The 25309-nt window shown below is 70.8% G+C and carries 21 protein-coding genes and 1 pseudogene; 13 read left to right on the forward strand and 9 right to left on the reverse strand.

Annotated elements, in window-relative coordinates; all coding sequences use genetic code 11:
• Positions 1-50: 50 nt before the first annotated feature.
• The 4 genes from HC362_RS05200 to HC362_RS05215 all read left to right on the forward strand — a co-directional run bounded on the left by HC362_RS05200 (position 51) and on the right by HC362_RS05215 (position 3389).
• On the forward strand, positions 51-566 hold the full coding sequence (locus tag HC362_RS05200; RefSeq protein WP_243082655.1) for a DUF1203 domain-containing protein: 516 nt from the start codon (positions 51-53) through the stop codon (positions 564-566).
• Between the two features lie 138 nt (positions 567-704).
• Positions 705-1598 (forward strand): SIS domain-containing protein, encoded by an 894-nt coding sequence (locus HC362_RS05205; protein WP_243082657.1) that lies wholly within the window; start codon positions 705-707, stop codon positions 1596-1598.
• Positions 1599-1726: 128 nt separating this feature from the next.
• Positions 1727-2599 carry a class II fructose-bisphosphate aldolase gene (locus HC362_RS05210; protein WP_243082659.1) on the forward strand — a complete coding sequence of 291 codons (873 nt, stop codon included), beginning with the start codon at positions 1727-1729 and terminating at the stop codon, positions 2597-2599.
• On the forward strand, positions 2586-3389 hold the full coding sequence (locus tag HC362_RS05215; protein WP_243082660.1) for a DeoR/GlpR family DNA-binding transcription regulator: 804 nt from the start codon (positions 2586-2588) through the stop codon (positions 3387-3389). The genes HC362_RS05210 and HC362_RS05215 overlap by 14 nt, the downstream gene beginning before the upstream one ends.
• A gap of 231 nt (positions 3390-3620) precedes the next feature.
• On the opposite strand, the pseudogene HC362_RS35030 reads toward HC362_RS05215, so the two are convergent.
• The 3 genes and pseudogenes from HC362_RS35030 to HC362_RS05230 all read right to left on the reverse strand — a co-directional run.
• Positions 3621-5324: pseudogene (locus HC362_RS35030) on the reverse strand (ATP-binding SpoIIE family protein phosphatase); the annotation flags it as partial.
• A gap of 1921 nt (positions 5325-7245) precedes the next feature.
• Positions 7246-7452, reverse strand: coding sequence for a hypothetical protein (locus tag HC362_RS05225; protein WP_209267484.1), 207 nt, complete (start codon positions 7450-7452; stop codon positions 7246-7248).
• Positions 7453-7781: 329 nt separating this feature from the next.
• Positions 7782-8150 (reverse strand): VOC family protein, encoded by a 369-nt coding sequence (locus HC362_RS05230; protein WP_243082664.1) that lies wholly within the window; start codon positions 8148-8150, stop codon positions 7782-7784.
• Positions 8151-8309: 159 nt separating this feature from the next.
• Here HC362_RS05230 and HC362_RS05235 point away from each other — a divergent pair, with 159 nt between their 5' ends.
• Together HC362_RS05235 and HC362_RS05240 are read left to right on the forward strand one after the other, a co-directional pair.
• On the forward strand, positions 8310-9875 hold the full coding sequence (locus HC362_RS05235) for an acyl-CoA synthetase (protein WP_243082665.1): 1566 nt from the start codon (positions 8310-8312) through the stop codon (positions 9873-9875).
• A gap of 47 nt (positions 9876-9922) precedes the next feature.
• Complete coding sequence (locus tag HC362_RS05240) at positions 9923-11686, forward strand: CoA transferase (protein WP_243082666.1); 1764 nt, start codon at positions 9923-9925, stop codon at positions 11684-11686.
• Between the two features lie 33 nt (positions 11687-11719).
• On the opposite strand, the gene HC362_RS05245 is transcribed toward HC362_RS05240, so the two are convergent.
• Both HC362_RS05245 and HC362_RS05250 read right to left on the reverse strand, forming a co-directional pair.
• Positions 11720-12298, reverse strand: coding sequence for a hypothetical protein (locus HC362_RS05245; RefSeq protein ID WP_243082667.1), 579 nt, complete (start codon positions 12296-12298; stop codon positions 11720-11722).
• A 95-nt stretch (positions 12299-12393) separates the two neighbouring features.
• A complete protein-coding gene (locus HC362_RS05250; protein ID WP_243082668.1) occupies positions 12394-12963 on the reverse strand; it encodes a glycoside hydrolase family 25 protein in 570 nt (189 codons plus the stop codon).
• 281 nt (positions 12964-13244) lie between these two features.
• On the opposite strand from HC362_RS05250, the gene HC362_RS05255 reads away from it, so the two are divergent.
• The 4 genes from HC362_RS05255 to HC362_RS05270 all read left to right on the forward strand — a co-directional run bounded on the left by HC362_RS05255 (position 13245) and on the right by HC362_RS05270 (position 16469).
• On the forward strand, positions 13245-13670 hold the full coding sequence (locus tag HC362_RS05255; protein WP_243082669.1) for an OsmC family protein: 426 nt from the start codon (positions 13245-13247) through the stop codon (positions 13668-13670).
• 154 nt (positions 13671-13824) lie between these two features.
• Positions 13825-14733 carry a DNA-formamidopyrimidine glycosylase family protein gene (locus HC362_RS05260; protein ID WP_243082671.1) on the forward strand — a complete coding sequence of 303 codons (909 nt, stop codon included), beginning with the start codon at positions 13825-13827 and terminating at the stop codon, positions 14731-14733.
• A 55-nt stretch (positions 14734-14788) separates the two neighbouring features.
• A complete protein-coding gene (locus tag HC362_RS05265; RefSeq protein ID WP_243082673.1) occupies positions 14789-16006 on the forward strand; it encodes a saccharopine dehydrogenase NADP-binding domain-containing protein in 1218 nt (405 codons plus the stop codon).
• A gap of 73 nt (positions 16007-16079) precedes the next feature.
• Positions 16080-16469 carry a VOC family protein gene (locus HC362_RS05270; RefSeq protein ID WP_243082675.1) on the forward strand — a complete coding sequence of 130 codons (390 nt, stop codon included), beginning with the start codon at positions 16080-16082 and terminating at the stop codon, positions 16467-16469.
• Positions 16470-16517: 48 nt separating this feature from the next.
• Here the strand turns inward: HC362_RS05270 and HC362_RS05275 are convergent, their stop codons facing one another.
• The 3 genes from HC362_RS05275 to HC362_RS05285 form a co-directional block, all read right to left on the reverse strand.
• Positions 16518-16967: a YchJ family metal-binding protein gene (locus HC362_RS05275; RefSeq protein WP_243082676.1), complete on the reverse strand. Its 450-nt coding sequence runs from the start codon at positions 16965-16967 to the stop codon at positions 16518-16520.
• Positions 16968-17084: 117 nt separating this feature from the next.
• Positions 17085-17288: a cold-shock protein gene (locus tag HC362_RS05280; RefSeq protein WP_030405997.1), complete on the reverse strand. Its 204-nt coding sequence runs from the start codon at positions 17286-17288 to the stop codon at positions 17085-17087.
• Positions 17289-17474: 186 nt separating this feature from the next.
• A complete protein-coding gene (locus HC362_RS05285; RefSeq protein WP_243082678.1) occupies positions 17475-18458 on the reverse strand; it encodes a multicopper oxidase domain-containing protein in 984 nt (327 codons plus the stop codon).
• 251 nt (positions 18459-18709) lie between these two features.
• Between HC362_RS05285 and HC362_RS05290 the strand changes: the two genes are divergently transcribed.
• Both HC362_RS05290 and HC362_RS05295 read left to right on the forward strand, forming a co-directional pair.
• On the forward strand, positions 18710-21208 hold the full coding sequence (locus HC362_RS05290; RefSeq protein ID WP_243082679.1) for a ThuA domain-containing protein: 2499 nt from the start codon (positions 18710-18712) through the stop codon (positions 21206-21208).
• Complete coding sequence (locus HC362_RS05295) at positions 21205-23181, forward strand: family 16 glycoside hydrolase (protein WP_243082681.1); 1977 nt, start codon at positions 21205-21207, stop codon at positions 23179-23181. The genes HC362_RS05290 and HC362_RS05295 overlap by 4 nt, the downstream gene beginning before the upstream one ends.
• Before the next feature lie 122 nt (positions 23182-23303).
• Here the strand turns inward: HC362_RS05295 and HC362_RS05300 are convergent, their stop codons facing one another.
• Positions 23304-23843 (reverse strand): TerD family protein, encoded by a 540-nt coding sequence (locus tag HC362_RS05300; RefSeq protein WP_243082683.1) that lies wholly within the window; start codon positions 23841-23843, stop codon positions 23304-23306.
• A gap of 177 nt (positions 23844-24020) precedes the next feature.
• On the opposite strand from HC362_RS05300, the gene HC362_RS05305 reads away from it, so the two are divergent.
• Complete coding sequence (locus HC362_RS05305) at positions 24021-25289, forward strand: DUF1266 domain-containing protein (protein WP_243082684.1); 1269 nt, start codon at positions 24021-24023, stop codon at positions 25287-25289.
• Positions 25290-25309 lie beyond the last annotated feature (20 nt).

Genomic DNA, 25309 nt, shown 5'->3' on the forward strand with positions numbered 1-25309 from the left:
ACGGCCGATACCCGCCAGCGCCCCTGCGGGCGGCGGAGCAGCCTGGGCGCATGGACACCAGCTACGAGATCCGGGCGATCGCGCCCGGCGCACTGGCCGAACTGCGCACACGCGACGACGCGGGCGCCCCGCCACGCCGGGTGGTGGACGAGGAAGGCGGCAACCCGCTGCGCTGCTGCCTGGAGCGGAGCAAACCGGGCGAGACCCTCGCCCTTGTCTCCTACGCCCCGCTGCGCCGCTGGGCACAGGAGACGGGAGCGGACCCCGGCCCCTACGACGAGGTGGGGCCCGTCTTCATCCACCCGCACGACTGCGGCGGCTGGGCGGGCGCCCCGGACGGCGGCTACCCGGAAGCGCTGCGCGGCGAACGGCGCACCCTGCGCGCCTACTCGGCGCAGGGCCACATCCTGGGCGGGCTGCTGCTGGACCAGGAACAGGAGGGGACTCCGTCACTGGAAGAGGGACTGGCCCGGGTGTACGAGGACCCCCGGGTGGCGGCCGTGCACGTGCGGGCGGTCGAGTTCGGCTGCTTCCAGCTGGAGACCCGGAGGGCCGGGGCGCGCTGAGCCGCCGGGAGGGCGCATCCCCCGGAAGTGGGATGGACAGCTCATGGAAGGGCTGCGTAAAGTTGCGTGAAAGTCAGAGATTTCACGCAGCTTTACGCACCGGGCCGAGGGGCTCCGGTTCAGGAGGGGGTCCCAGGTATGAGCGAGACGGCGTACATGGAGCAGGAGTTGCGCAGCCAGCCGGAGACCTGGCGGGCGGCGGCCGGGATCGGCTCCGGTGACACCCCTCTTCCCGCGGCGGGCGCCCGGGTGGCCGTGGTCGGCTGCGGCACCTCGTGGTTCATGGCCCAGTCGTACGCGGCGCTGCGCGAGAGGGCCGGGCTGGGCGTCACGGACGCGTTCGCCGCCTCGGAAGCCTTCCTCGGCGAGGCCCGGGGGTACGACGCGGTGGTGGCGATCACCCGCTCCGGCACCACGACAGAGGTGCTGCGCGTACTGGAGGCGGTACGCGGCCGCATCCCCACGGTCACGGTGCTGGGCGATCCGGACACTCCGGCGACCCCGCTGTCGGACGAGACGGTGGCGCTTCCCTTCGCCGACGAGAAGTCCGTGGTGCAGACCCGCTTCGCCACCTCGGCCCTGGCACTGCTGCGGGCACATCTGGGCGAGGACCTTGCGGGCCCGGTGGGCGAAGCGGAGGAGGCGCTGACCGTACCGCTGGAGCAGGAGTGGCTGGAGGCCGAACAGTTCACCTTCCTCGGCACGGGGTGGACCTTCGGACTGGCCAACGAGGCCGCGCTGAAGATGCGGGAGGCGTCCCAGAGCTGGACGGAGTCCTACCCCGCCATGGAGTACCGGCACGGGCCCATAGCCATCGCCGCGCCCGGGCGGGTCACCTGGCTGTTCGGTGAGGCACCGGAGGGGCTGGAGGGCGAGGTGACGGCGACCGGTGGCCGGTTCGTGTGCCACGCCCGTGATCCGCTCGCCGATCTGGTGCTGGTCCACCGGGTGGCGCTGGAGCGGGCCCGGGTGCGGGGGCTGGACCCGGACAACCCCCGCAGCCTCACCCGTTCGGTGATGCTGGACGGCTGACTCCCGCCCGCTCAGCCCGTACACCCCCGCGCCGACCGCGGTCGGCCGGCCCCGCCCCGCCCGTCCGGTCCGGTCTGCCGGTCCTCCCCGTCCGGTCCGCCGGTCCCGCCCGCCCAAGGAGCCCCTCGATGCCCCTGGTTCCCACCTCCTCGATCCTCGCCGACGCCCGTGCGGCGGGCATCGGCGCAGCCGCGTTCAACGTCATCCATCTGGAGACCGCCGAGGCACTGGTCGCGGCCGCCGACCAGACCGGCCTTCCGCTGATTTTGCAGATCAGTGAGAACTGCGTGCGCTACCACGGCAGTCTGCTGCCGCTCACCCGTGCCGCCCTGGCGCTGGCGGAAGCCGCGCGGACCGATGTCTCGGTGCATCTGGACCACATCACCGATGCCGACCTGATCCGGCAAGGGGTCGCGGCCGGTGTCGGCTCGGTGATGATCGACGCCTCCACGCTGCCCTTCGCCCAGAATGTCGCGACCACCGCACGGCTGACCTCCTGGTGCCACGACCGGGGGGTGTTCGTCGAGGCGGAGCTGGGCGAGGTCGGCGGGAAGGACGGGGTGCACGCCCCCGGGGTGCGGACCGACCCCGACGAGGCGCTGGCGTTCGTCACGGCCACGGGCGTGGACGCGCTGGCCGTCGCGGTGGGGTCCTCGCACGCGATGCGGGAGCGCACCGCGAAGCTCGACCTGGAGCTGATCGGGCGGCTGCGCGAAAAGCTCCCGGTGCCGCTGGTGCTGCACGGCTCCTCGGGGGTGCCCGACGAGGAGCTGAGAGTGGCCATCGCGGCGGGGATGACCAAGATCAATATATCGACGCATCTCGTCTCGGTCTTCACCCAGGGCGTGCGTAAGGTACTGGAGGCCGACCCCGCGCTCATCGACTCGCGCAAGTACGTCGCCCCGGCGCGGGACGCGGTCCGCGGCGAGGCGGCGCGGCTGCTGCACGTGCTCGGGGACGAGGGGCGGAAGAAGGAGACGACGTCAGGTGAAGCGCCATGAGCGGATGAACGCTCTGCTCGAACTTCTGGGTGAGCGCGGCAGCGTGGAGGTGGAGGAGGCCGCCACCGCGCTGGAGGTCTCGGCGGCGACGATGCGGCGCGATATGGACGCCCTGGCCGAGCAGCAGCTGCTCACCCGCACCCGGGGCGGCGCGGTCCTCAGCGCCGTGACCTACGACCTGCCGATCCGCTACAAGCGCGGGCACCACGCGGGCGCGAAGCAGTCGCTGGCCCGGGCCGCCGCCGCGATGGTGGAGCGCGGCAGCGTGGTGGGGCTCAGCGGCGGGACGACGACCACGGAGATCGCCCGGGCGCTGACCACCCGCCCCGATCTGGCCGAGCCCGGCGCGCAGCCGCAGCTGACGATCGTCACCAACGCGCTGAACATCGCCTACGAGCTGGCGGTACGGCCGCAGGTCAAGACGGTGCTGACGGGCGGGGTGGCGCACTCCCGGACGTTCGAGCTGACGGGCCCGTACAGCGAGCTGGTGCTGGGCGAGATCACCGTGGACATCGCCTTCATCGGCGCCAACGGGATGGACCCCGAGGAGGGCGCAACGGTGCACGACGAGTCGGAGGGGCGGATCAACGGACTGATGGCGCAGCGCGCTGAACGGGCCGTGGTGGTCACCGACTCCTCGAAGGTCGGCGTCCGCTGCTTCGCCCGGATCGGCGGCCCTGAGCTGTTCGACACCTTCCTCACGGACAGCGGCATTCCGGATGCCGCCCGCCGCCGGTTCGAGGAGCGTGGGCTGACCACGGTGCTGGCGGAGCCGGACCCGGACGACTGAGCGCTACGGGACGCCGCGTCGGCCTCCCGGTACGCTCCGATGATCCGTCCCGGCCCCGTCGGCGCACCGGACAGCAGCCGTGTCGCCCGGGGAGTCACCGACCCGGCTCGACGGGCGTGGCCGCGCGGAACTTCCGGCGCTGCCCGGCCCGGCGGACGATGACGTGTCGGCCCGACCGAGCCGGCGCCCGAGCCCCGTCCGGCGCGACCGGCCGGCTCGCCTGCGTTCAGGTCAACCACCGGGTGTCCCCGGCACGGCCTGCTCGGCCCAGATCACTTTCCCGTCCTCGGTGTAGCGGGTGCCCCAGCGTGCGGTGAGCTGGGCAACGAGGAAGAGACCCCGTCCACCCTCGTCCATTGTGGCCGCGTAGCGCAGGTGCGGCGATGTCAGGCTGCGGTCGTAGACCTCGCAGGTGAGCATGCGGTCGTGCAGCAACCGCACCTTGATGGGCCCGACGCCGTAGCGCATGGCGTTGGTGATCAGCTCGCTGAGGATCAGCTCCGTGGTGTCAGCGAGGCTCTCCAGTCCCCACTCCACCAGCCGCGCCGAGACGGCGGCGCGGACACGGTGAACGGCCGCGGGGTCCGACTCCACGTCCCACTCCGCGATCTGTCCGGCCCCCAGCACGCGGGTTCGGGCGACGAGCAGCGCGATGTCGTCGCTCTGGACCTCCGGAAGGAGAGCGTCGAGCACGGCGTCACACGTCTGCTCGGGTGACTGGTCCGCTCCCGAGAGGGTCTCGCGGAGCAGTCGGAGCCCGATATCGATGTCCTGCCCGCGGCGCTCGATGAGGCCGTCGGTGAACAGGACGAGCCTGCTGCCCTCGGGCAGGTGCAACTCGATGGATTCGAAGGGCAGCCCGCCGATACCGAGCGGAAGACCCGAGGGCACATCCAGGAACTCCACTGTGCCGTCGGGGTGTGCGAGGGCGGGTGCCGGATGGCCGGCCCTGGCGATGGCGCAGCTGCGCGAGACGGAGTCGTAGATCGCGTACAGGCAGGTGGCGCCGGTGATGGTGGTCTCGTCGCCGGCCGCGGCGGCGTCCTGGTCGGTCAGGGTGACCAACTCGTCGAGGTGGCCCAGGAGCTCGTCGGGCGGCGGGTCGAGGGAGGAGAAGTTGTGCACTGCGGTGCGCAGCCGGCCCATGGTGGCGGCGGCGTGCAGCCCGTGCCCGACCACGTCGCCCATCACCAGGGCGACGCGGGCGCCCGGCAGCGGGATGACATCGAACCAGTCGCCGCCGACTCCCTCCTGCGCGGGAAGGTAGCGGTAGGCGACGTCCACGGCGTTCTGTTCCGGCAGGGCACGGGGCAGCAGGCTGCGCTGAAGTGCCACGGCCATGCCGTGCTCGCGGGTGTAGCGGCGTGCGTTGTCGAGGGACACGGCGGCGTGGGCGGCCAGTTCCGCTGCCAGGGAGAGATCGTCCTGCTCGAAGGGGTCGGAGCCGTCCGCGCGCCAGAAGTTGACCACTCCCAGCAGCACGCCGCGTGCGGGCAGCGGCGCCGTGATCAGTGAGTGGAGCCCGAAGTCGAGGATGCGCTGGGCCCGCGCCTGATCCACCTCCTGCCACCCAGGGGAGTCACGCAGCCTGGGCACCAAAATCGCCTGCCCGCTCTCGACGGTGCGGGCGGTGGGCGAGGCAGGCGCGAAGGTGATCAGTTCCCCGAGGGGAAAGAAGGGCACGTCTTCGCGGAGGCCGTCGGCGGCAGCGCGCCGCATTCGCGGACCGCCGCCGGAGTCGCCGCCGTTCGCCCCCGGTTCGTCACCACGCAGTACGGGCTCGGCCAAGTCGACGGTGACGTAGTCGGCGAAACGCGGAACCGCTGCCTGTGTCAGCTCCTCGGCCGTATGAGTGACATCGAGGGTGGTGCCGATGGCGCTGGTCGCGTCGTAGAGAAACTCCAGTCGCTGCCGGATCAGCTCGACCCGATGCGACGCCTCGCCGATCATCTCCATCACCTCATCGGTGCGGATCTGCTCCTCTCCGACCAGAGCGTCGACCACAAGCCGCGCCGACGCCGCGCCGACAGAGCCGGAGAGCTGGGCTTCCGCATGATGGATCAGCTCCGGGCTCGCTGCGGCTTCCGGGGACTCGGGCATCGTTCCGGGATAGGAACGCACCACCCGCTCGGCGCCCTCGAGCCCGAGGAAGCGCTCCAGCATCGCCCGCACCGCGCCTACCGTGGTACGGGCCTGCCAGCGTCGTTCTCCGGCGGGCTCCGTGAGGATGTCGACGAACTGCACCGCCTGCGCCCGTTCGACGGCACTCGGCCGGGCGACGAGCGAGACAGTGACATATCCGCCGATGTTCACCAGCGCGCTCCAGAACATCGCGTGGCTGACCGGGTCGAGTCCTGTCAGGCCGAACAGCTGCTGCGGCCGGAGCAGCCCGATGCCGAACGGGCCTTCGTCCAAGAACGAGACAGGCAGCAGCCCGGATTCGGCGAAGCTCGGCAGCAGCAGCGTGTACGCCCACATGACGAACCCCGCCACAAGGCCCACCAGCACGCCCCGGCGGGTACCGTTCTTCCAGAACAGGCCGCCGAGGATCGCGGGCGCGAACTGCGCCACGGCCGCGAACGACACCAGGCCGATGGACGCCAGCCCCCGTCCTCCCCCCGTGAGCCGGAAATACGCGTACCCGAGCAGCAGGATCAGCACGATGGCCGCGCGGCGGATGCCCAGCACCAGTCCGGCGGCGTCGTCCCGTTGCGTCAGCCGCGACTTGCCGCGCAGCAGCAGCGGCATCACCAGTGAGTTCGAGACCATGGTGCTGAGCGCGATCGTCTCGACGGTGATCATGGCGGTACCCGCGCTGAGGCCGCCGATGAAGATGAACAGTGCCAGTGCCTGCTGGCCTTCGGCCATCGGCAGGGTCAGTACATAGGTGTCGGGGTCTGCGGCCTTCCCCAGCAGCAGAAGCCCCCCTACCGCGATCGGAAGCACGAAGACGGTGTTCGTGAGCTGGTACAGCGGGAACAGCCACATGCCCCGCTTGAGGTGTCGCTCGTCGACGTTTTCGACAATGGTGACCTGCCATTGCCGGGGCAGCAGCACGATGGACAGCATGGCCAGCACCACCAGCCAGACCCAGGTGCCGTAGCTGAGGTTCCCCTGCAGGGTGAACAGCCGGCTGAGGCCGGCGTCCGTCGCCTGGGTGAACACATCATCGAACCCGTGGAACATCCAGAAGGTCACGGAGACCCCGACCGCGAACAGCGCCGCGAGTTTGACCACGGACTCGAACGCGACTGCGGCGACCATGCCTTCGTGGCGTTCAGCGGTGTCGAGATGGCGGGTGCCGAAGAGGATGGTGAACGCGGCGAGCAGCAGCGCCACGTACAGCCCGGTGTCCTCGAACAGCGGGGCACGACCCAACTGCGCGGGAGAGGTGATCTCGGGGTACCGCCGAAGGATCTCGAAGGTGTTGGAGACCGCTTTGAGCTGCAGCGAGATATAGGGAACGATCCCGACCACGGCGATGACCGTGACCAGACCGCCCAGCAGCGCGCTCTTGCCGTAGCGGGCGGAGACGAAGTCGGCCAGCGAAGTGACCCGGTTCCGGCGGCTGATCCGGATGATTCTGCGCAGCACCAGCCAGCCGAGCGCGAACATGAGCGTCGGCCCCAGGTAGATGCCGAGGAAACCGATGCCGGTCGTGGCGGCATCCCCCACGTTGCCGTAGAGCGCCCAGGCGGTTTCATACACGGTGAGGGACAGGGCGTAGACCGTGGCGTTGTTGATCAGGCTTCGGCCGGCGTCCGCCCGCCGCTCGGCGTAGTAGGCCACGGCGAAGAGCAGGCCCAAGTACCCCACCGAAACACCGACGATGACTCCGGTCCGGAGCAGCACTGCACTACCGCGATCTGGAGACGATGACGGCGATCAGGCCGATCAGGACCGCCCAGACGAGATAGAGGTACACGTACAGGACCGGGAGGCCGAAGATCCGGTCCCTGCGGTCGAACTGCGTCAACAGCGGCGGAATGGCCAACAGGAACCCCAGCGCGGCCACGGCCGCCAGGCGCCCGGCGAGCTGTCCGTTGTCCCGTGACTCCGCCACGGCTGCCTCCACAACCCCAATGTCACGCCTCAGCACACGCTAGGTGCCGGTACCTGTTCAGTGCCGCACCACGGCCACCGACACCGTCATGCCCGGGACATCGCCCACCTCGGCACGGTATCCAGAGCCGCGACGTGGGCGCGGACCGACACGCCCTCCCGCAGCGCCCGCAGGCCCTGGCGGCTCGGACCGACTCCGTCTCGCTCCGTGTACGCCTCCGGGCCCGTGGGCTCGACGCCGCGGGCGCCGAGGGTGGAACCCGGCGCCGCCGTACGACCGCTCAACACGAAGCGCCAGCGTCCAGGAGGCTGCCGACGTGTGCCGATGTGCTAGGCCCTCGGGGCACCTTGGCTGCGGTGGCTGACGACGTTGACGACCCGCCCATCGGGATCGACGGCGAAGAAGCGGCGTACTCCCCATGGCTCGTCACGGATGTCGTGCACGATCTCCGCGCCGCTCTCGACCATCACGGCGTAGGCGCCGTCGACGTCCTCCACCTCGATGCTGAGGTCAGGCTGCACATCCGCCGTGCGGTCGGCCGTCATCAGGATGACCTGCGCCGTCGGGTTACCGGGGGAGGCCAGGGTGACGACCCAGCCCAGGTTCATCACCTCCTCGAAACCCAGCCGCTGGTAGAACTCCCGGCTCTTGTCGAGGTCGGCGGAGGTGATGTCGGGGACGACTCGGCGAATGGTCATCGCGACTCCAGAGACAGGAATCCGGCCTGGCTTTCCAGCTCCCGTTCGATGAGCGGTGAGCACAGATCGCAGCCGTATACGTGACGGGCGGACCGGGGGAGACTGGGGAGCGACATTGTACTGACGTGCCGTCAGCAGAACCGTGGAGGGACATCAGCCATGTACCCCGGAGTCCACGCGTCCGCAGACCCCGACAAGCCCGCCGTCCTCACCGCCCGCACCGGGCGGGTGCTCACCTACGGACAGCTGGAGGAGCGCTCCGTACGGCTGGCGAACCGGCTGCGCGCGGCAGGTCTGCGGCCCGGTGACCATCTGGCGCTGCTGTCCGACAACGACCCGCGCTGCCTGGAGGTGTACTGGGCCGCACTGCGCTCCGGCCTCTACATCACCGCCGTCAACAGCCATCTGACCCCCGACGAGGCCGCCTACATCGTCCGGGACTGCGAGGCGCGGGCGCTGATCGTCTCGGCGGCACTCCCCGGCCTGGCGACCGCGCTGCTACCGGGTGCTCCCCGGGTCACCCTGCGGCTGGCGTACGGCGGCCCGACGGCGGGTCTCGACGGGTACGACGACTACGAGGCGGCGCTCGCCCGCTCCTCGCCCCGGCCGCCCGGCCGTCAGCCCCGGGGCGCGGACATGCTCTACTCCTCTGGCACCACGGGCCGGCCCAAGGGCGTCCAGCCCCCGCTGTCCGGCGAGGAGCTCACCGAGTCCGCCTCCCCGCTCGTCACCCTGTTCTCAGCGCTCTACGGCTTCGACACCTCGACCGTCTACCTCTCCCCCGCGCCCCTCTACCACGCGGCGCCGCTGCGCTTCTGCTCCGTGGTCACCGCCACCGGCGGCACGGTCGTGCTGATGGACTCCTTCGATCCGGCAGCGGCTCTGGAGCTGGTCGAGCGCCATCGGGTGACACACAGCCAGTGGGTACCGACGATGTTCGTCCGGATGCTGAAGCTGCCCGAGCAGACCCGGAACCGGTACGACCTCTCCTCGCTGCGGGTGGCGATCCACGCCGCCGCGCCCTGCCCGGTCGAGGTGAAGCGGCGGATGATGGAGTGGTGGGGGCCGGTGCTGTACGAGTACTACGCCGCGACGGAGGGCAACGGACTGACCGCCATCACCCCGCAGGAGTGGCAGCGCAAACCGGGCTCGGTCGGCAGGTCGGGGCCGCTGGGCGAGGTCCGGATCTGCGCGGACGACGGAGCCGAGGTACCGGCCGGGACGACCGGCACCGTCTACTTCGCCCGCGACGAGCTGCCCTTCACCTACCACAACGACCCGGCGCGTACCGCCGAGGCACAGCACCCCCGCCATCCGACGTGGACGACCACGGGCGACATCGGCCACTTGGACGAGGACGGCTATTTGTTTCTCACCGACCGCAAGGCGTTCACCGTCATCTCCGGCGGCGTGAACATCTACCCGCAGGAGATCGAGGACTGCCTGACGCTGCATCCGAAGGTCGCCGATGTCGCGGTGATCGGGGTGCCGGACGCCGAGATGGGCGAGTCGGTGCACGCCGTCGTCCAGCCCGAACCGGAGGCCGCGCCAGGGGCGGGCACCGCAGGCGTCGAACTGGAGCGCGAGCTGCTGGCGTACCTGAGGGAGCGCCTCGCCGGATACAAGGTGCCGCGCAGTGTGGAGTTCACCGAGCGGCTGCCCCGCACCCCGACGGGCAAGCTCGCCAAGGGCGCCCTGAAGCGCCGGATCGCTGCCGCAACCTGAGCCCCACCGCCCCGCCGTCACCCGGTCCCGCGCCCCAGGGTGCCAAAATGCGCGGTATGGATGAGTTTTCTGCGGCTGGGAAGCCGACGGAGGCCCGGGACTTCGCGGCGCGCGACGCCACGAGCGGCAGGAGGGTCGAGACCGAGTTCGTGCCGGGTGAGTTCGAGCCCGCAGGCGGCGAGTCCGGCGGACCCGCCCCGGCGGCAGGCCCGGCGGCCACGACCGCGCCCGCCCGGGGTGCTGCGTCCGCGGCCGAAACGCGCGCCCCCTCGGGCGCCGGGGGCGCCGCCGCCGGGGGACGGGACGCACCGCAGCCGGGGACGGCACAGGCGTGGGCGGCGCTCGGCGGGGACCCCGCGCTGCTGGCCCGCGTCTCACGCGAGCACCGGCCGGGCCTGCTCCCGTCGGCGCTGCCGGTGCTGGAACTCGCCTCCGCGACGGTGGCGGCCTGCTCGCTGGCGGCCGCCGAGTTCTCCTGCGTACGGGCCCGCAGCGCGCTGCTGCCGCCCGTACGAGTGGACGACGGCGCCGTGGCCACCGCCTTCCACAGCGACCGGCTGCTACGCCTGGACGGCCGCGCCCCGGTGACGTTCGCACCGCTGTCCCGGTTCTGGCGCACGGCCGACGGCTGGGTGCGTACCCACGCCAACTACCCGCACCACCGGGCGCGGCTGCTGTCCGCGCTCGGTATGCCCGACCACGGCCCGGCCGAGGACGAGGCGGCGGCCGGCCGGATGGCCACCGAGCTCGCGGGCCGTCAGGCGCGGGACGTCGAGGACGCCGTCTACGCGGAAGGCGGCGTGGCCGTCGCCGTGCGGACCCCCGACGAATGGGCCGCGCACCCGCAGCGTGCGGCCGTGGTACCCACCCCGCTGGTGGCCCTCAGCAGGCTGGACGGCGCGCCGACGCTGCCGCTGGAGGGGCCGCACGGTCCTGGCGGGCTGCGCGGCCTGCGCGTTCTCGACCTCACGCGGGTGCTGGCGGGCCCGGTCGCCACCCGTACGCTCGCGCTGCTCGGCGCCGACGTACTACGGATCGACGCGCCCGAACGGCCGGAGTTCCTCGACACCCACGCCGATACGAACCTGGGCAAACGTTCGACGCTGCTGGACCTGTCGACGCGCGCCGGGCAGGCCACCTTCGAGGAGTTGCTGGCCTCAGCTCATGTGGTGGTGACCGGCTACCGGCCCGGTGCCCTGGACCGGTTCGGGCTGGCTCCCGAGTCGTTGATGGACCGTCGGCCCGGCCTTGTGGTGGGCCAGCTCAGCGCCTGGGGTGCCGCGGGGCCGTGGCAGCGCCGGCGCGGCTTCGACAGCCTGGTGCAGGCCGCGACCGGCATCGCCTGCGTCGAGGCAGCCGGCGCGGCGGGAGCGGCGGGAGCGGCCGACAAGGTGACCAGCTCGCCCGATCTGGCGCCCGGCGCGCTGCCGGCCCAGGCCCTCGACCACGGCACCGGCTATCTGCTGGCCGCCGGACTGCTCCGGGCCCTCACCGAGCAGCGCACCGGCACCGCCGGGTCCCGGCTGGTGCGGCTCTCGCTGGCCCGCACCGCGCACTGGCTCCAGTACGAGCTACCGTCGGCGTCCGGCTCTGCCGCCTCGCTCGACCCGGCCGCCTCCTTCGACCCGGCCCCGTGGCTGGTCGAGACCGACAGCCCGCTGGGACGGCTGCGCCATGCCCTGCCCCCGGTCGCTTTCGGGCCGACGGCCACCGGCGGTGACACGGGCGGCGCCCCTGGTACCGCCCGCTGCCCACACGACTGGCTCCGGCCACCGGGACAGGTGGGCGGCGACGCCGCCGAGTGGATCTGAGTCCCGAGGGCCGGGCCCGGCGCGGGGCCCGGGTCAGGGGCCGCCCGAGAACCCCAGCAGCCACTCGCCGAACACGACCAGAGCGAATCCCAGCGCCAGCACCGCCGTCGCCACGCGGGTACGGCCCAGGCGGCTGAGCGCGATGGCCGTGCCCGAGAGGATCAGCGCGAGGCCGTAGAAGCCCACGGTCAGCACCGAGGGTGCCGAACCCAGCCGGATGACCAGCGCGACGGCCACGGCGAGCATGACGACGGCGGAGAGGACTATGCGTATGCGCCGCGCCTGCCGTGGCGTCAGCGCCGGCCGCTCGTCCTCGTCCTCGAACTCGTCCCGGTGCGCGTCCTCGTGAGGCCCGTCACCCTGCCCGGCCGTCTCGCCGTGCCCGGCCGTCTGGCTCTGCCCCGCCGACTCGGCCTGCCCGGCCGCCTCACTTCCCCCGGCCGACTCGCTCTGTCCGGCCGCCGGATTCGGCTCGTGCGCCGCGTTCGACGCCTCCGGCTTCCGGCCGGGGGCCGGCTCGGTCCCGTCGGCGGGAACTTCGTCCGCGGGAACGCTCCCGTCAGTGCGGACGCGGGCTGACGAGGAGGGGGAGGGGGAGTTGGCTTCCGGCATGCACCGGAGCGTATCCCTCCCCGGTTTCCGACGGGACCCTAGGGTTTGCTCCGGGCAGGAGCCCCCTCTCACCGGCCCTCATCGGAACACGGCCCTCACTTCTCGCCGGAGTCGTCCTTCTTGCCGCCCGCCCAGGACCGCAGCGCCTCGCGGCTGTCGAACTCGCCCAGGTTGGTGTCGATCGGGTCGCTGGTGTACTGGTGGAAGCGCCAGCGGTGCTTGACGCCGGGCTCACCGGGCTTGCCGTTGTAGTGCGCGATCCACAGACCGTCGCCGGCGAACGAGGTCTTGTCGCGGTTCAGCCAGAAGTCGCGGTTGCAGTACAGCAGGACCTTGTGGCCTTCGGCCTTCTCCTGCACGTACTTGATCCACTCGTCCTTCTCGTCGTTGCTGACCTTGGGGTCCTCCCAGTCCAGCGCGAGCATGTCGCCCGCGACGAGGTCGATCTTCGAGAGGAAGTAGTCGGCCTGCGCCTTCATGCTGCCCGGCCTGACGAAGTGGTAGAAGCCGGTGACCAGGCCCGCGTCGCGGCCCGTCTTGCGCTGCTCGACCCACTTGGGGTTGGTGTAGGACTTGCCCTCGGTGAGCTTGATGAAGACGAACTCGATGCCCCGGGTGCTGTAGTCCTCGGGCTGGTACGAGGAGACGTCGATCCCCTTGATCATAACTGTGCGCCACCCACTTTCTTTTCACTCTCCGCACGAGGTTGATTACTCTTTGATACCCGGCGGATGTGACACCGTACCCCCGCGCGGGCACTCGTCCGGCCGGAAACCGTCGAACGCGTTGAACGGGGTCGCGGCGGCGCCGCACGGGATCTTCGCGCCGCCGCACGGGATCGCCGGTACCGGCGCGTCACGGAGTGCGGCAGGTGTGGTGGGAGCGCAGGATCGGGTACTGCGACACTGAAGACACCGTTGACGCCGACGTTACGAGAGAGGTCACCATGGCGACCACACGCACCGCCCACACCGTCTGGAACGGCAATCTGACGGAAGGGTCGGGGACCGTCAGCCTGGATTCCTCGGGCATCGGCCAGTACCCGGTCACATGGGCGTCGCGCGCCGAGGAGCCGGGCGGCCGCACCAGCCCCGAGGAGCTGATCGCCGCCGCGCACTCGAGCTGCTTCTCGATGGCGCTCTCCAACGGCCTCAACAGCGCGGGCACCCCGCCCACCAAGCTGACCACCAAGGCGGCCGTCGACTTCCAGCCGGGCACCGGCATCACCGGTATCCATCTGACCGTGGAGGGCGAGGTGCCGGGTATCGACCAGGACGCGTTCGCAGCCGCGGCGGCTGAAGCCGCCCAGAACTGCCCGGTCAGCCAGGCACTGAAGGCCACCAAGATCACCCACGAGGCCAAGCTGGTCTGAGGCCGCCTGGTCTGCGGCCGAGCGGGTCCGAGGCGGACCGACCCGAAGCCGAACCGGCTTGAGGCGGAACCGGCCCGAGGCCCGGTTCGGCCTCGGGTGGCGCCGGGCCTCCGGCCCGCTCCGCCGGGCGGGCCGCGTGGCGGGAGGAGAAACGATGCCGGAGCTTCCCGAAGTCGAGGCGCTGCGGGGCTTCCTGGCCGAACGGCTGACCGGGCGCACGGTCCGGCGCGTGCTGCCGGTCGCGGTCAGCGTGCTCAAGACGTACGACCCGCCGCCGGACACTCTCGAAGGCCGGGCCTTCACCGGTGTGACGCGGCACGGCAAGTTCCTCGACCTGGAGACGGCCCCGGCCGAGGGCGGGCCCGGCAGCGGCCCCGAGGCGGACGGCGCGCTCCATCTGGTCGTCCATCTGGCGCGCGCCGGCTGGCTGCGGTGGCAGGACACGCTGCCCGCCGCACCGCCCCGCCCCGGCAAGGGCCCGCTCGCTCTCCGCCTGGCGCTGGCGGGCGAGCCGGCCGAGGGCTTCGACCTGACCGAGGCCGGCACCCAGAAGCGGCTCGCCGTCCACGTCGTACGGGAGCCGCGGGAGGTGCCGGGGATCGCGCGGCTGGGTCCCGACCCCCTCTCCCCCGCGTTCGACCGGGCGGCTCTGGCCGCACTGCTTGCGGGCCAACGGCACCAGATCAAGGGTCTGCTGCGGGACCAGTCGGTCGTCTCCGGGATCGGCAACGCCTACTCCGACGAAATCCTGCACGCGGCCCGGATGTCGCCGTTCCGGCTCGCGGCCGACTTGTCCGACGCCGAGATCACCACGCTGTTCACGGCGCTGCGGGAGGTCCTGGCCTCCGCCGTCGAGCGGGCGCGGGGGCTGTCCGCCGCCGAGTTGAAGTCCGGCAAGCGGCTCGGGCTGCGGGTGCACGGCCGCGCCGGGGAGCCGTGCCCGGTGTGCGGGGACACCGTCCGCTCCGTCTCCTTCCGGGACTCGTCGCTGGAGTACTGCCCCACCTGCCAGACCGGTGGGAAGCCCCTCGCGGACCGGCGGCTGTCGCGTCTGCTGAAATGAGGGCCGCACATGTAGCTACCCGTCGGTAAGGGCCCTTCGGTCCGGAGAGGTTGCCGTGGTTGACGCCGAGGAGAGCGGGAACGGGCCGAAGCAGGGCTCGCGGGAGTTCGATGTCGTCCTGTTCGGGGCGAGCGGATTCGTCGGTGAACTGACAGCGCGGTATCTGGCCGCACACGCGCCCCGCACCTGCCGCTGGGCGCTGGCCGGGCGCAGCGAGCAGAAGCTGAAGGCCGTACGCGACCGGCTGGCCGAGGCGCACCCGGACGCCGCCGATGTCCCGCTGGTGACCGCCGACGCCGCAGACGCGCGGGCGACGGCCGAACTGGCCGCACGCTCACGGGTGGTGGCGAGCACCGTCGGTCCCTATCTGCGCTACGGCACCCGGCTGGTGGCCGCGTGTGCCGAGGCCGGTACGGACTACCTCGATCTGTCGGGCGAGCCGGAGTTCGTGGACCTGATGTACCTGCGGCACCACTCCCGCGCCCGGGAGACCGGCGCGCGGCTCGTGCACGCCTGCGGCTTCGACTCGGTACCGCACGACCTGGGCGCCCACTTCACCGTGCGGCAGCTGCCGGAGGGCGTACCGCTGAGCGTCGACGGCTTCGTCCGCTCCAACGCGGCCGTCTCCGGCGGTACGTTCGCCAGCGCGCTGCTCGCCTTCTCCCGCGCCGACCGGATGGTCCGCACCGCCAAGGCCAGGCACGCGGCCGACCCGCGCCCCGCCGACCGCTCTGTCAGAACGCCGACCGGCGGGGTACGGCGCGAGGAGGAGCTGGGCGTCTGGGCGGTGCCGCTTCCGACGATCGACCCGCAGATCGTGGGGCGTTCGGCAGCCGCACTGGAGCGGTACGGCCCGGCCTTCACCTACCGCCACTACGCGGCCGTCCGGCGGCTGCCGACGGCCGTCGGCGGAATCGCGGGCGCGGGCGGTCTGTTCGCCGCCGCGCAGCTGCCGCCGCTGCGGCGCTTCCTGACCTCCCGGCTGGCCTCCGGCGAGGGACCGGACGAACGGCGGCGGGCACGCAGCTGGTTCTCGGTGCGCTTCATCGGCCGCGGCGGCGGGCGCCGCGTGGTGACCGAGGTGGCGGGCGGCGATCCCGGATACGACGAGACGGCCAAGATCCTCGCGGAGGCGGCGCTGTGCCTCACTCACGACGACCTGCCGCCCACCTCGGGCCAGGTGACGACCGCGGTCGCGATGGGCGAGGCGCTGACAGACCGGCTGATCCGCGCCGGCCTGGAGTTCCGCGTCCTGGAAGACTCCGAAGTCTGAACCGAACCGAGCTGCCCTGAACTGAACCGAGTTGCGCTGAACCGAGTTGCGCTGAGCTGATGAAAGGCTGCACATGAGAGTGACGGATTTCGACCACCTCGTGCTCAATGTGGGGGACGTCGAGCGCGCGTTGGAGTTCTACTGCGGACCGCTGGGCCTGGAGCCGGTCCGGGTCGAGGAGTGGCGGGCCGGCCAGGTCCCGTTCCCCTCGGTGCGGGTCAGCCCAAGCATGATCATCGATCTGCTGGACCGGCCGCGCGGGGAGTCGAACGTCGACCACATCTGCCTGGTCGTCGAGCCGCTCGACTGGCAGACGGTCATCGACTCCGGCGACTTCGACGTGATCGAGGGCCCGGTCAGCCGCTTCGGGGCCCGGGGCACGGCCGAGTCGATCTATGTACGGGACCCGGACGGCAACACCGTCGAACTGCGCTGGTACCCCCAGGACGCCGCAGGAGCCTGAGGAGGCGGGAGCCGGGTACGGGGACGGAGGCGGGGCCTGGGGCCGGTCTCAGGCCACCTTGCCGTCCACATACACCCAGGCGCCGTCCAGCCGCGTGAAACGGCTGCGCTCCTCCTGTACTCCGGGCTCGCCGTCGGCCCCCGCGTAGTGGGCACGGAAGGTGACGGTCCCCTCGTCGTGGAAGGCGCTGCCGCCGGACGTCTCGAGGATCTCCAGCCCCGTCCAGCGGGGCCCGCCGCCCAGGTCGAGGGTGGCCGGGCGGGTGTCCGGATGCCAGGTGCGCAGCAGGTACGCCGTCTCCCCCAACGCGAAGGCGGCGTACCGGGAACGCATCAGTTCCTCGGGGGTCGCAGGCACCGCCTCGCCACGGTGGTAACGACCACAGCACTCCGCGTAACGGGCGACTCCGGGCGCGGCGCCCTGTGCGGCGGCCCCACAGGGGCAGACCGTGGGCGCGGCGGAGCGGCGAGCGGGACGGGCGGTCTTGCGTCGGGACATGCGTTCATGATGCCGGACGCGCCTGAACGGGCGCCCCGGCGAGGCGCCACGGAAAGGCGCTGGGGCCCGCACCTCAGTGGTGGGGCCCCAGCGGGGTACTACGCGTCAAGCCTTGCGTCAGGCAGGAGTGATGTTCTCCGCCTGCGGGCCCTTCTGGCCCTGCGTGACGTCGAAGTTGACCTTCTGGCCTTCGTGGAGCTCACGGAAGCCCTGGGCCGCGATGTTCGAGTAGTGGGCGAAGACGTCGGCGCCGCCGCCGTCCTGCTCGATGAACCCGAAGCCCTTTTCCGAGTTGAACCACTTCACAGTGCCGGATGCCATCTTCTTCTCCTTCAGGGTGGCTGGGAGCCGCACACCTCGTGGGCTCCGCGTCGCCGTCATGACCCCCATCCAGAAAAGCTCCGGAAGACAAAACGCGCCCGAGCCACAAAGCTCAGGCGCGCATAAGTATGGGTACCAAAACTGCAACGTCTTCAACGTTACCACGCCCGGCTCGGCGGCGTGCCGTCAGTGGTGATCTTCGTGTCCCGGCACGGTGCCGTCCGGCTTGGCGATCAGCAACAGCCCCGCCATACCCATGTCGGAGTGGCTCTGGACGTGGCAGTGGTACATCCACGCGCCCGCTCCCACCCCCTCCCCGGCGATGACCTGGAATCCGAAGGAGTCCGCGGGGCCGGTGATCTTGTTGTCGATGATCCGGCTGGTGTCCTCGGGGCCTTCCAGCAGGCCGGTGCGGTTGTCGGCCCAGCGGTGACCGTGCATGTGGAACGTGTGGTAGTACTCACCGTGCGTGATCATGATGATCTCGACCCGGTCGCCCACCGTGGCCTTGAAGTCAGGCCCCTTCTTGAGGTTGTTGGTGGTCATGTCGTTGAAGACGATGGTGAACTGCCGCTCGGGGTCGGGCAGGATGTCGCCCTCGCGGCGCACGATGACCGGGCCGTAGAGCCCGTTGCGGATGCCTCCGGTGCCGTGCTCGGTGCCGACGACGTGGTCGTGGTAGTGCCAGTAGCCGGCGCTGCCGGGGCGCCAGGTGCCGTCCTTGCGGCGCCCTGGCCGGTGGGTGCGCCAGGTGTAGGTGCGCTTGCCGCCGGGCTCGACGTGGCTCTTGTTCATCTTGGTGCCGTCGTTGGCGATGTCGTAGTCCACGCCGTGCGGATGGAGGCTGGCGGCGACGTCCATGGTGTTCTCGAACTCGATGTGCAGGGTGTCGCCCTCGGTCAGTTCGATCAGCGGGCCGGGGATGGTGGCCTTGCCCTTCTCGAGGCCGTATCCCATCTGGCCGTCCGGGAGCTTCTCCGCGTACATCTTGATCCGCCGGGTCTCGCCACCCTTGCCCGCGCGGCGCAGCGCATCGGTGCGGGCCGGTGAAGCGGAGGCGGGCGCGGCAGCGGCTGTCAGGGCGCTGCCGCCGACCGCCGCGACGGCACCCGAGGCCAGCAGGCCCCTGCTGAAGGAACGGCGGCTGGGGGTGCTGGGGTTTACGGTCATCGTTCTCGTTCTCCCCTCGGATGTGAGCGGGCGGAGGGCTGAACGGCGCGCCGTGCGTGTCGAGTTGAGTCGAGTCGAGTCGAGTTGGGCCCAGTTGAGTTGGGCCGAGTTGAGGGGACGGTAGCGCTCACCGCGCCGTTTATCCACAGTCAGGACAAAGTTCGTCGAGTTGTGGTCATAGACCTTGGCGAACCGCCGAAAGAGGTCTAGCTTCTGCCACGTTTCTGTGACCGAAGAGGGGTGGATCACGCATGCGGTTCCAACCGCACCCGAAACGGACCAGACCCCGACGACCCCGACGCAGCAGGATCGCCGCTCTGCTGGCCGGTGCCCTCACCGCCGGTCTGCTGAGCGCCCCGGCGCTCGCGGCCCCACCGCCGGGGGCGCCGGCGCCCAAGCTGGCGCTGCCGAGCCCGCCGGGCAGTGAGGACGTCCGTGTCCTGGTCTTCCACGGTGCGACGGGCGAGGAGTCACCCACCGTCAACGCCGCGATCGAGGCCATCGAGAAGATCGGCCAACAGGGCCCGGCCCAGGAGCGTTTCACCATCCGGGCCACCGACGACCCGGCGATCTTCACCAAGCCCCGGCTCGGCCGCTTCAACGCCGTCGTCTTCCTCACCGGCGACGGCGATGTGCTCGACCCGGAGCAGGAGGCCGGTCTGGAGAGCTTCATGGAGGCGGGCGGCGGCTTCCTCGGCATCCACGACGCGGCCCGCGCCGAGCCGTACTCGGACTGGTTCACCGGGCTGATCGGCGCCCGGCCCGCCGAGCACAGCCCCCAGAAGGTGCAGCGCGCCGTCGTGGAGGTCGGCGACCGGCAGCACCCGGCGACCAGGGACCTGCCCGCCGCGTGGAAGCGCCCCGACAAGTGGCTCAACTGGAAGGAGAACCCCTCCGGAAAGGTGCACACCGTCGCGCGGGTGCGCACCAACAGCTATGACCCGGGCACCGACGCGGGCAGCTGGGACCACCCGGTCTCCTGGTGCCGCGACTACGACGGCGGCCGCTCGTTCTACACCGCCATGGGCGGCACCAGGTCGAGCTTCGCGGAGACCGACTTCCGCACCCACCTGCGCGGCGCGCTGATGTGGACCACACGGCTGGCGCGTGCCGACTGCCAGGCCGCGATCGCCTCGAACTACGAGGCGAAGCGCCTCACCGAGCCCAACCAGCCCGGCAAGTCCGACCAGATCGGTGAGCCGCACGGACTGGTGACGGCGAAGGACGGCCGGGTCTTCTACATCGGCCGCGGCGGCGGGGACGCGTCCCAGCCCGTGGTCACCGACTGGAGCGACCCGGACATCGGCAAGGGCAAGGGCCAGGTCCACATCTGGAATCCGAAGACGGAGAAGGTCACCCTGGCCGGGGAGCTGACGGTCTTCGGCAACAAGGGCGGCGGCGACGAGCTGGTCAAGAACGAGGAGGGGCTGCTCGGTATCGAGCTGGACCCTGACTTCGCCGAGAACGGCTGGGTCTATCTGCACTACACGCCGCACAGCGAGATCAACCGCGAGACCCATATGGCCGAGCGGCGGGTCTCCCGCTTCACCCTGGACAAGGAGACCGACAAGCTGGACCTGGCCTCCGAGAAGGTGCTGCTCAAATGGCCGGTCCAGATCCACAGCTGCTGCCACGCGGGCGGCGGGATGGCCTGGGACTCCAAGGGCAACCTCTACATCGCCACGGGTGACAACAACTCCTCGCGGTTCAGCGACGGTTACTCGGGCAACAACCCCGAACCGAACTTCAAGGGCGTCTCCTTCGCCGACGCGCGGCGCACGGCGGGCAACACCAACAACCTCAACGGCAAGATCCTGCGCATCCACCCCGAGGACGACGGCACCTACACCCTGCCCGAGGGCAATCTCTTCACCGGCAAGGAGACCGCCGAGGGCGGCGGCAAGACCCGGGGGGAGATCTACGTGATGGGCGTCCGTAACCCGGCGCGGATCGCCGTCGACAAGAAGACCGACACGCTGTACGCGGGCTGGGTCGGGCCCGACGCGCAGAACCCCAGCCCGACCTGGGGCCCGGCGAAGTACGACACCTTCGCCAGGATCACCAGCGCGGGCAACCAGGGCTGGCCGTACTGCATGGGCAACAAGCAGCCGTACCGTGACCGCAATCTGCCCGACCCGAGCAAGCCGCTGGGCTGGTACGACTGTGATCACCTGAAGAACGAGTCGCCCAACAACGACGGCCTGGTCAACATCCCGCCGGCCCGGAACAACAACATCTGGTACTCCCCGCAGGGCGGAGGTCCCGACTTCCCCCGCGACGGGAACGGCGTCCCGAGCTACAAGCTGGACGAGCAGAAGCTCACCCTTCCCTGGCTCAAGGGCGGTGGCCAGGCCGCGATGAACGGACCGGTCTACCGCTACGACGCCGGCAGCGCTTCGCAGACCAAGTGGCCCTCCTACTGGGACGGCAAGTGGTTCGTGGGCGACTTCTACGACGGCGGCCAGCCGCGGCACGCGTTGGTGATGCCCGACGGCGACACCGTCGGCGCACAGCCGGCCCACGCGGAGAGCCTGGATGCGATCGTCCCCGTCGGCGAGGGCGGCATCCGCAACCTCATGGACTGGAAGTTCGGCCCCGACGGAGCGCTCTACGTCCTCGACTACGGGCGCGGCTTCTTCACCTCCGACGACAAGTCGGCGCTGTGGCGGGTGACGTACAAGGGCGGCGAGCCCACGCCGAGCGCCGCCGACATGGCCGAGCCGGCACTGCGGAGGGGGACGGGCCGATGAGGGCGAGCGCACGAGTGAGGCGCCGGCGCGGAAGGGAGCGGCGCAGAGTGCTGACAGCGCTGCTGGCCGCGCTGTTGATGGTGCTGGGGCTCTCCTCGGCGACGGCGTGGGGGCGCAGCCCGGCGCCCGCCGCACAGTCCGCCGCGCGAGGCGGCGGGGACACGGCGGCCGATCAGGTGCTGACCTGGACGGCGGACGACGACATGACCAAGTACGCCTCGGTGCCGACGACCGCGGTGGCGGGCAAGGCGACCATCGTCTTCGAGAACAGCAAGGCGACCGGCAACACCACCGGGATGTCGCACACCCTGACCTTCGTCACCTCCGACCCCGACTACAACCAGGACGTCGACCTGAACATCCTGGCCTCGCCCAACGACGCGCAGGGCGGCAAGCACACCGCGGAGGTCACCCTGACCCCCGGAACCTACAAGTACCACTGCACCATCCCGGGCCATCAGCAGATGCAGGGCACCTTGGTGGTGACCGGGGACGATCCGGGTGACGACACCACACCGCCGCAGACCTCCGCCACGGTGGCGGGCGACAAGGACGAGGACGGCAACTACCTGGGCAGCGCGACGGTCACCGTGACGGCCTCGGACGCGGACTCGGGCGTCGATTCCATCGAATACGCGCTCGACGGCGGCGAGTTCGAGCCCTACACCGCACCGGTGACGGTCACGGACCCGGGCGAGCACACCGTCCGCTACCGGGCGAAGGACAAGGCGGGCAACGCGGCGGAGGAGAAGTCGGTGAGCTTCACCGTCGTCCGGCCGCCCGATGTGGACACCACCGCGCCGACGACCGAGGCCAGGACGGAGGGCAGCAGGAACTCCGACGGCGACTACCTCGGCAAGGCCACCGTCACGGTGACCGCGACGGACGACAAGTCCGGCGTCGACAAGATCGAATACTCGCTGGACGGCGCGCCCTACGTCACCTACTCCGGGCCGCTGGTCGTCGACCGGGCCGGATACCACGCGGTGACGTACCGGGCCACCGACAAGGCCGGCAACACCTCCGAACCGCGGAAGGTCTCCTTCCGCGTCGTGGCCGGCGGCGGAGTGCCCGCACCGGACTGCCCGGAGTACGACGAGCGGGAGACGGTGATCGTCGGGACCGTCGACACCGGGGTGCCCAACCGGATGACGAAGCGCCGCTGCACCATCAACGAGCTGATCGAGGACGAGAAGGAGTGGACGTCACAGGCGCTGTTCCTCAAGCACGTGGACAGCGTCACAGACCAGCTCGTCAAGGAGGGTGTGCTCGTCCCCAGGGAACAGCGGCTCATCAAGCGGGCGGCCAGGAGCTCCGGGATCGGCACCCCGGGACAGAACACCGGCTACCGCGACCTGTTCGACGGCAGCCGCGAGTCCTTCGCCAACTGGGAGCAGGTCGGCGGCGGCCGATTCGGGCTGAACGACGACGCCAGCATGACCAGCGACGACAAGGTCGAGGGCATGGGCATGCTGTGGTACCCGAAGCGGAAGTACGGGGACTTCTCGCTGAAGCTCCAGTTCCGCGACGACGCGCCGGGTGACGGCCGGACCAACAGCGGCGTCTTCGTGCGGTTCCCCGATGTCCACGACCATCCGGAGGAGTCACGTCCGGAGTGGGTGGCCATCAAGTACGGCCACGAGCTGCAGATCCTGGACCGCCCGGACGGGGACATGTACAAGACCGGCTCCGTCTACGGGTTCGACCGCGTCGGCCTCGCGGGCGCGGGCGTCACCCCGAAGGGCACCTGGAACGACTACGAGATCCGGGTGATCGGCCAGCACTACGAGGTCTACCGGAACGGCACGCTGATCAACGAGTTCGACAACGCGCGGGGCCAGGTCTTCGAGCCCCCGCGTGCGGGGGACCCCGGCACCGACGGCCGCCGGTACGCCTCCGGCTATGTGGGCCTCCAGGTCCACAGCACCACTGACGTGGTGTCCTACCGCAACATCCGCATCAAGGACCTGTAAGAGCCCCACCTTGCGCTGCGAATTGCTGCGCTTGGGCAGCACTTCGCTGTGCTTGGGAGGTCTGCTCCCCCAGACTACGTCCGGGAGGTACCCCCAGGCACAGACTGCCCAAGCGCAGCTTGCTAGCTGGAGCGCTGTTCAGGGATGCCCATGTGGGAGGCGAAATCTTCGGGGGCTCCCTCATAGCCGCGGAGCGCGGCGCGGTGATGCCACTTCCCCGTCTCACCCCGGACGAACTCGGCGACCGTCGCCGCGGTGGCCCCCGCGACCCCGGAGAAGTCGTCGTCGTACAGCTCCTCGTAGCCCTCACGGATACGCACACCCGTGTTGGGAACATGCGCGAACGTCTTGCGGCCCTCTCCCTGTTGGATGGCGACACCGACGACAACCCGCACATACCGCTCGGCCAGCCGCTCCAGTTCGAGGGTCATCACCTCGTCGGAACCGAAGCCCTGTCCGGTCTTGCTGTCCCGGTTGAGGGTGATGGTGCCGTCGGGGGCGCGGCTGTCGAAGTGGACGAGGTAGGCGGGCTCGCCGTAGGGGGCGTCCGCGGTGTAGGTGGCGGCCACTATGTCCAGGTCGTGCGGCGGCTCCCCCATGGGGCTGGGGTCCCACTTGAGGGTGACCTCCACCTTGCCGAGCCCTTTGTTGAGACTGCTCATCCTGCCCCTCCTCCTCGGACCGCCTACGGGACCATCGTGCCACGTCAACCGGGCCGGGATCAGGCGGAAGGGCCCCTCCCCTCTCCACTCGCCCCGCCAGGAGCGGTAGCGTGGCCGTTCGATCATGGGCAGGGGGCCTCGGCACGGTAGCGGCGGGGCCGGGAACGGGGCACGAGGGTGTACGCGGTAGGCGAGCAGGACGATCACGACGACATCTTCCCGGTCATCGAGTACGAGGGCGCCGAAGGCTGCTGGGAGGCCCCCGCCGATCTGGAGCGGCGGCTGTACAAGCTGGCCCAGGTCGAGGAGAGCTACACCTACCTGCGCACCCTCGCCGAGCACGGTGTCTACCACCCGGTGCCGATCGAGCATGCCAACCGCAACCCCGCCGAACGGCAGCCGCTCACCAGCCGGATCACCGGCTCCGACGGCGTCCCCCGCACCATCACGCAGGTCTACACCGACGGTCTGCTGCCGCGCCCGCACCCGTATGTCGTCTTCGAGTTCATCACCCTGGGCACCCTCGCCCACATCCTGCCGCCCGAGGTGGATGTGCTGGTCGTCAACGCGGCGACGCCCTGCCAGGAGATGTTCCAGGTGGACGACGAGGAGCGGGAGGTGTGGGAGGAGCTGCACGAGGAGCTGTTCGACCCGCAGGCGCTCACCGACCGGCTCGTCACCCGCCGCACCGGCGCCCCGGAGCCCGGTCCGCTGCTGCACGGTCTCGCCTGCGGAGCACACCTGTGCTACGGCAACGGCGACCCCTGGAACACCCTGGACTGGCACGGCGCCGGCTACAGCGCCGAGGTCGAGCGGCTGGAGGAGAGCTGGGGGATCTCCAGCCGGGAGGACTGGCTGGAGACCCAGCAGCGGCTGCTGGAGTGCGAGGTCAGCCCCTGGTTCTGGGACTTCGTGCTGGGCGCGCGGCAGGCGCTGGACAGGGAGCGGGGCGTGAGCGGCGGCCGTGGACCGGTGGACGCCGGGCTGTGGCGGGACTGTGTGGAGTCAACCCTGCGGCGCGCCGTCGAGGCGCCCGAGGGGCCTCAGTTCGAGCAGTTCCTCGCGGAGATGCGCGGGATGGTCGGCAAGATCCTGCGGTACGAGGCGCGGTTCCGCGCGGACGGGCTGCTCGGCTCCGACGAGGTGGTCCGTACGGTCGCGGCCTGGGACCTGGGACGCGCCTCAAAGATGGCACGCTGGGGCCGGGGTGCCCGCTATGCGACCCGGGCGGAGATGTACGACGCGGTCGAGCGGGTGAGCGCGGGCGTACGGAGCAACTACCGCTCCTGGGCGGAGTTCTCGGCGGCGTATGTGATGGGCCGCTGTCTGCACTTCGACGAGGAGCGGTTCGGCGAGTGGTACACCGAGGTGCTGGAGGCACACCACGCGCTGCTGCGGGCGCCTGCGAGCCCGTGGAACACGGTGCCGTTCCAGTTGCCGGGCTGATCGCGGTCCGGGCCGGTCGC

It is taken from the genome of Streptomyces sp. 891-h, from assembly GCF_022760275.1.
Lineage (GTDB): Bacteria > Actinomycetota > Actinomycetes > Streptomycetales > Streptomycetaceae > Streptomyces > Streptomyces spirodelae.

Excerpts from the sequence above, each read along its gene's own strand:
- HC362_RS05275 (WP_243082676.1), bottom strand. The coding sequence starts at position 16,967 with ATGTCCCGACGCAAGACCGCCCGTCCCGCTCGCCGCTCCGCCGCGCCC.
- HC362_RS05280 (WP_030405997.1), bottom strand. The coding sequence starts at position 17,288 with ATGGCATCCGGCACTGTGAAGTGGTTCAACTCGGAAAAGGGCTTCGGG.
- HC362_RS05240 (WP_243082666.1), top strand. The coding sequence starts at position 9,923 with ATGCGCGGTATGGATGAGTTTTCTGCGGCTGGGAAGCCGACGGAGGCC.
- HC362_RS05285 (WP_243082678.1), bottom strand. The coding sequence starts at position 18,458 with ATGACCGTAAACCCCAGCACCCCCAGCCGCCGTTCCTTCAGCAGGGGC.
- HC362_RS05235 (WP_243082665.1), top strand. The coding sequence starts at position 8,310 with ATGTACCCCGGAGTCCACGCGTCCGCAGACCCCGACAAGCCCGCCGTC.
- HC362_RS05260 (WP_243082671.1), top strand. The coding sequence starts at position 13,825 with ATGCCGGAGCTTCCCGAAGTCGAGGCGCTGCGGGGCTTCCTGGCCGAA.
- HC362_RS05205 (WP_243082657.1), top strand. The coding sequence starts at position 705 with ATGAGCGAGACGGCGTACATGGAGCAGGAGTTGCGCAGCCAGCCGGAG.
- HC362_RS05295 (WP_243082681.1), top strand. The coding sequence starts at position 21,205 with ATGAGGGCGAGCGCACGAGTGAGGCGCCGGCGCGGAAGGGAGCGGCGC.
- HC362_RS05290 (WP_243082679.1), top strand. The coding sequence starts at position 18,710 with ATGCGGTTCCAACCGCACCCGAAACGGACCAGACCCCGACGACCCCGA.
- HC362_RS05255 (WP_243082669.1), top strand. The coding sequence starts at position 13,245 with ATGGCGACCACACGCACCGCCCACACCGTCTGGAACGGCAATCTGACG.
- HC362_RS05300 (WP_243082683.1), bottom strand. The coding sequence starts at position 23,843 with ATGAGCAGTCTCAACAAAGGGCTCGGCAAGGTGGAGGTCACCCTCAAG.
- HC362_RS05200 (WP_243082655.1), top strand. The coding sequence starts at position 51 with ATGGACACCAGCTACGAGATCCGGGCGATCGCGCCCGGCGCACTGGCC.
- HC362_RS05245 (WP_243082667.1), bottom strand. The coding sequence starts at position 12,298 with ATGCCGGAAGCCAACTCCCCCTCCCCCTCCTCGTCAGCCCGCGTCCGC.
- HC362_RS05230 (WP_243082664.1), bottom strand. The coding sequence starts at position 8,150 with ATGACCATTCGCCGAGTCGTCCCCGACATCACCTCCGCCGACCTCGAC.
- HC362_RS05210 (WP_243082659.1), top strand. The coding sequence starts at position 1,727 with ATGCCCCTGGTTCCCACCTCCTCGATCCTCGCCGACGCCCGTGCGGCG.
- HC362_RS05270 (WP_243082675.1), top strand. The coding sequence starts at position 16,080 with ATGAGAGTGACGGATTTCGACCACCTCGTGCTCAATGTGGGGGACGTC.
- HC362_RS05250 (WP_243082668.1), bottom strand. The coding sequence starts at position 12,963 with ATGATCAAGGGGATCGACGTCTCCTCGTACCAGCCCGAGGACTACAGC.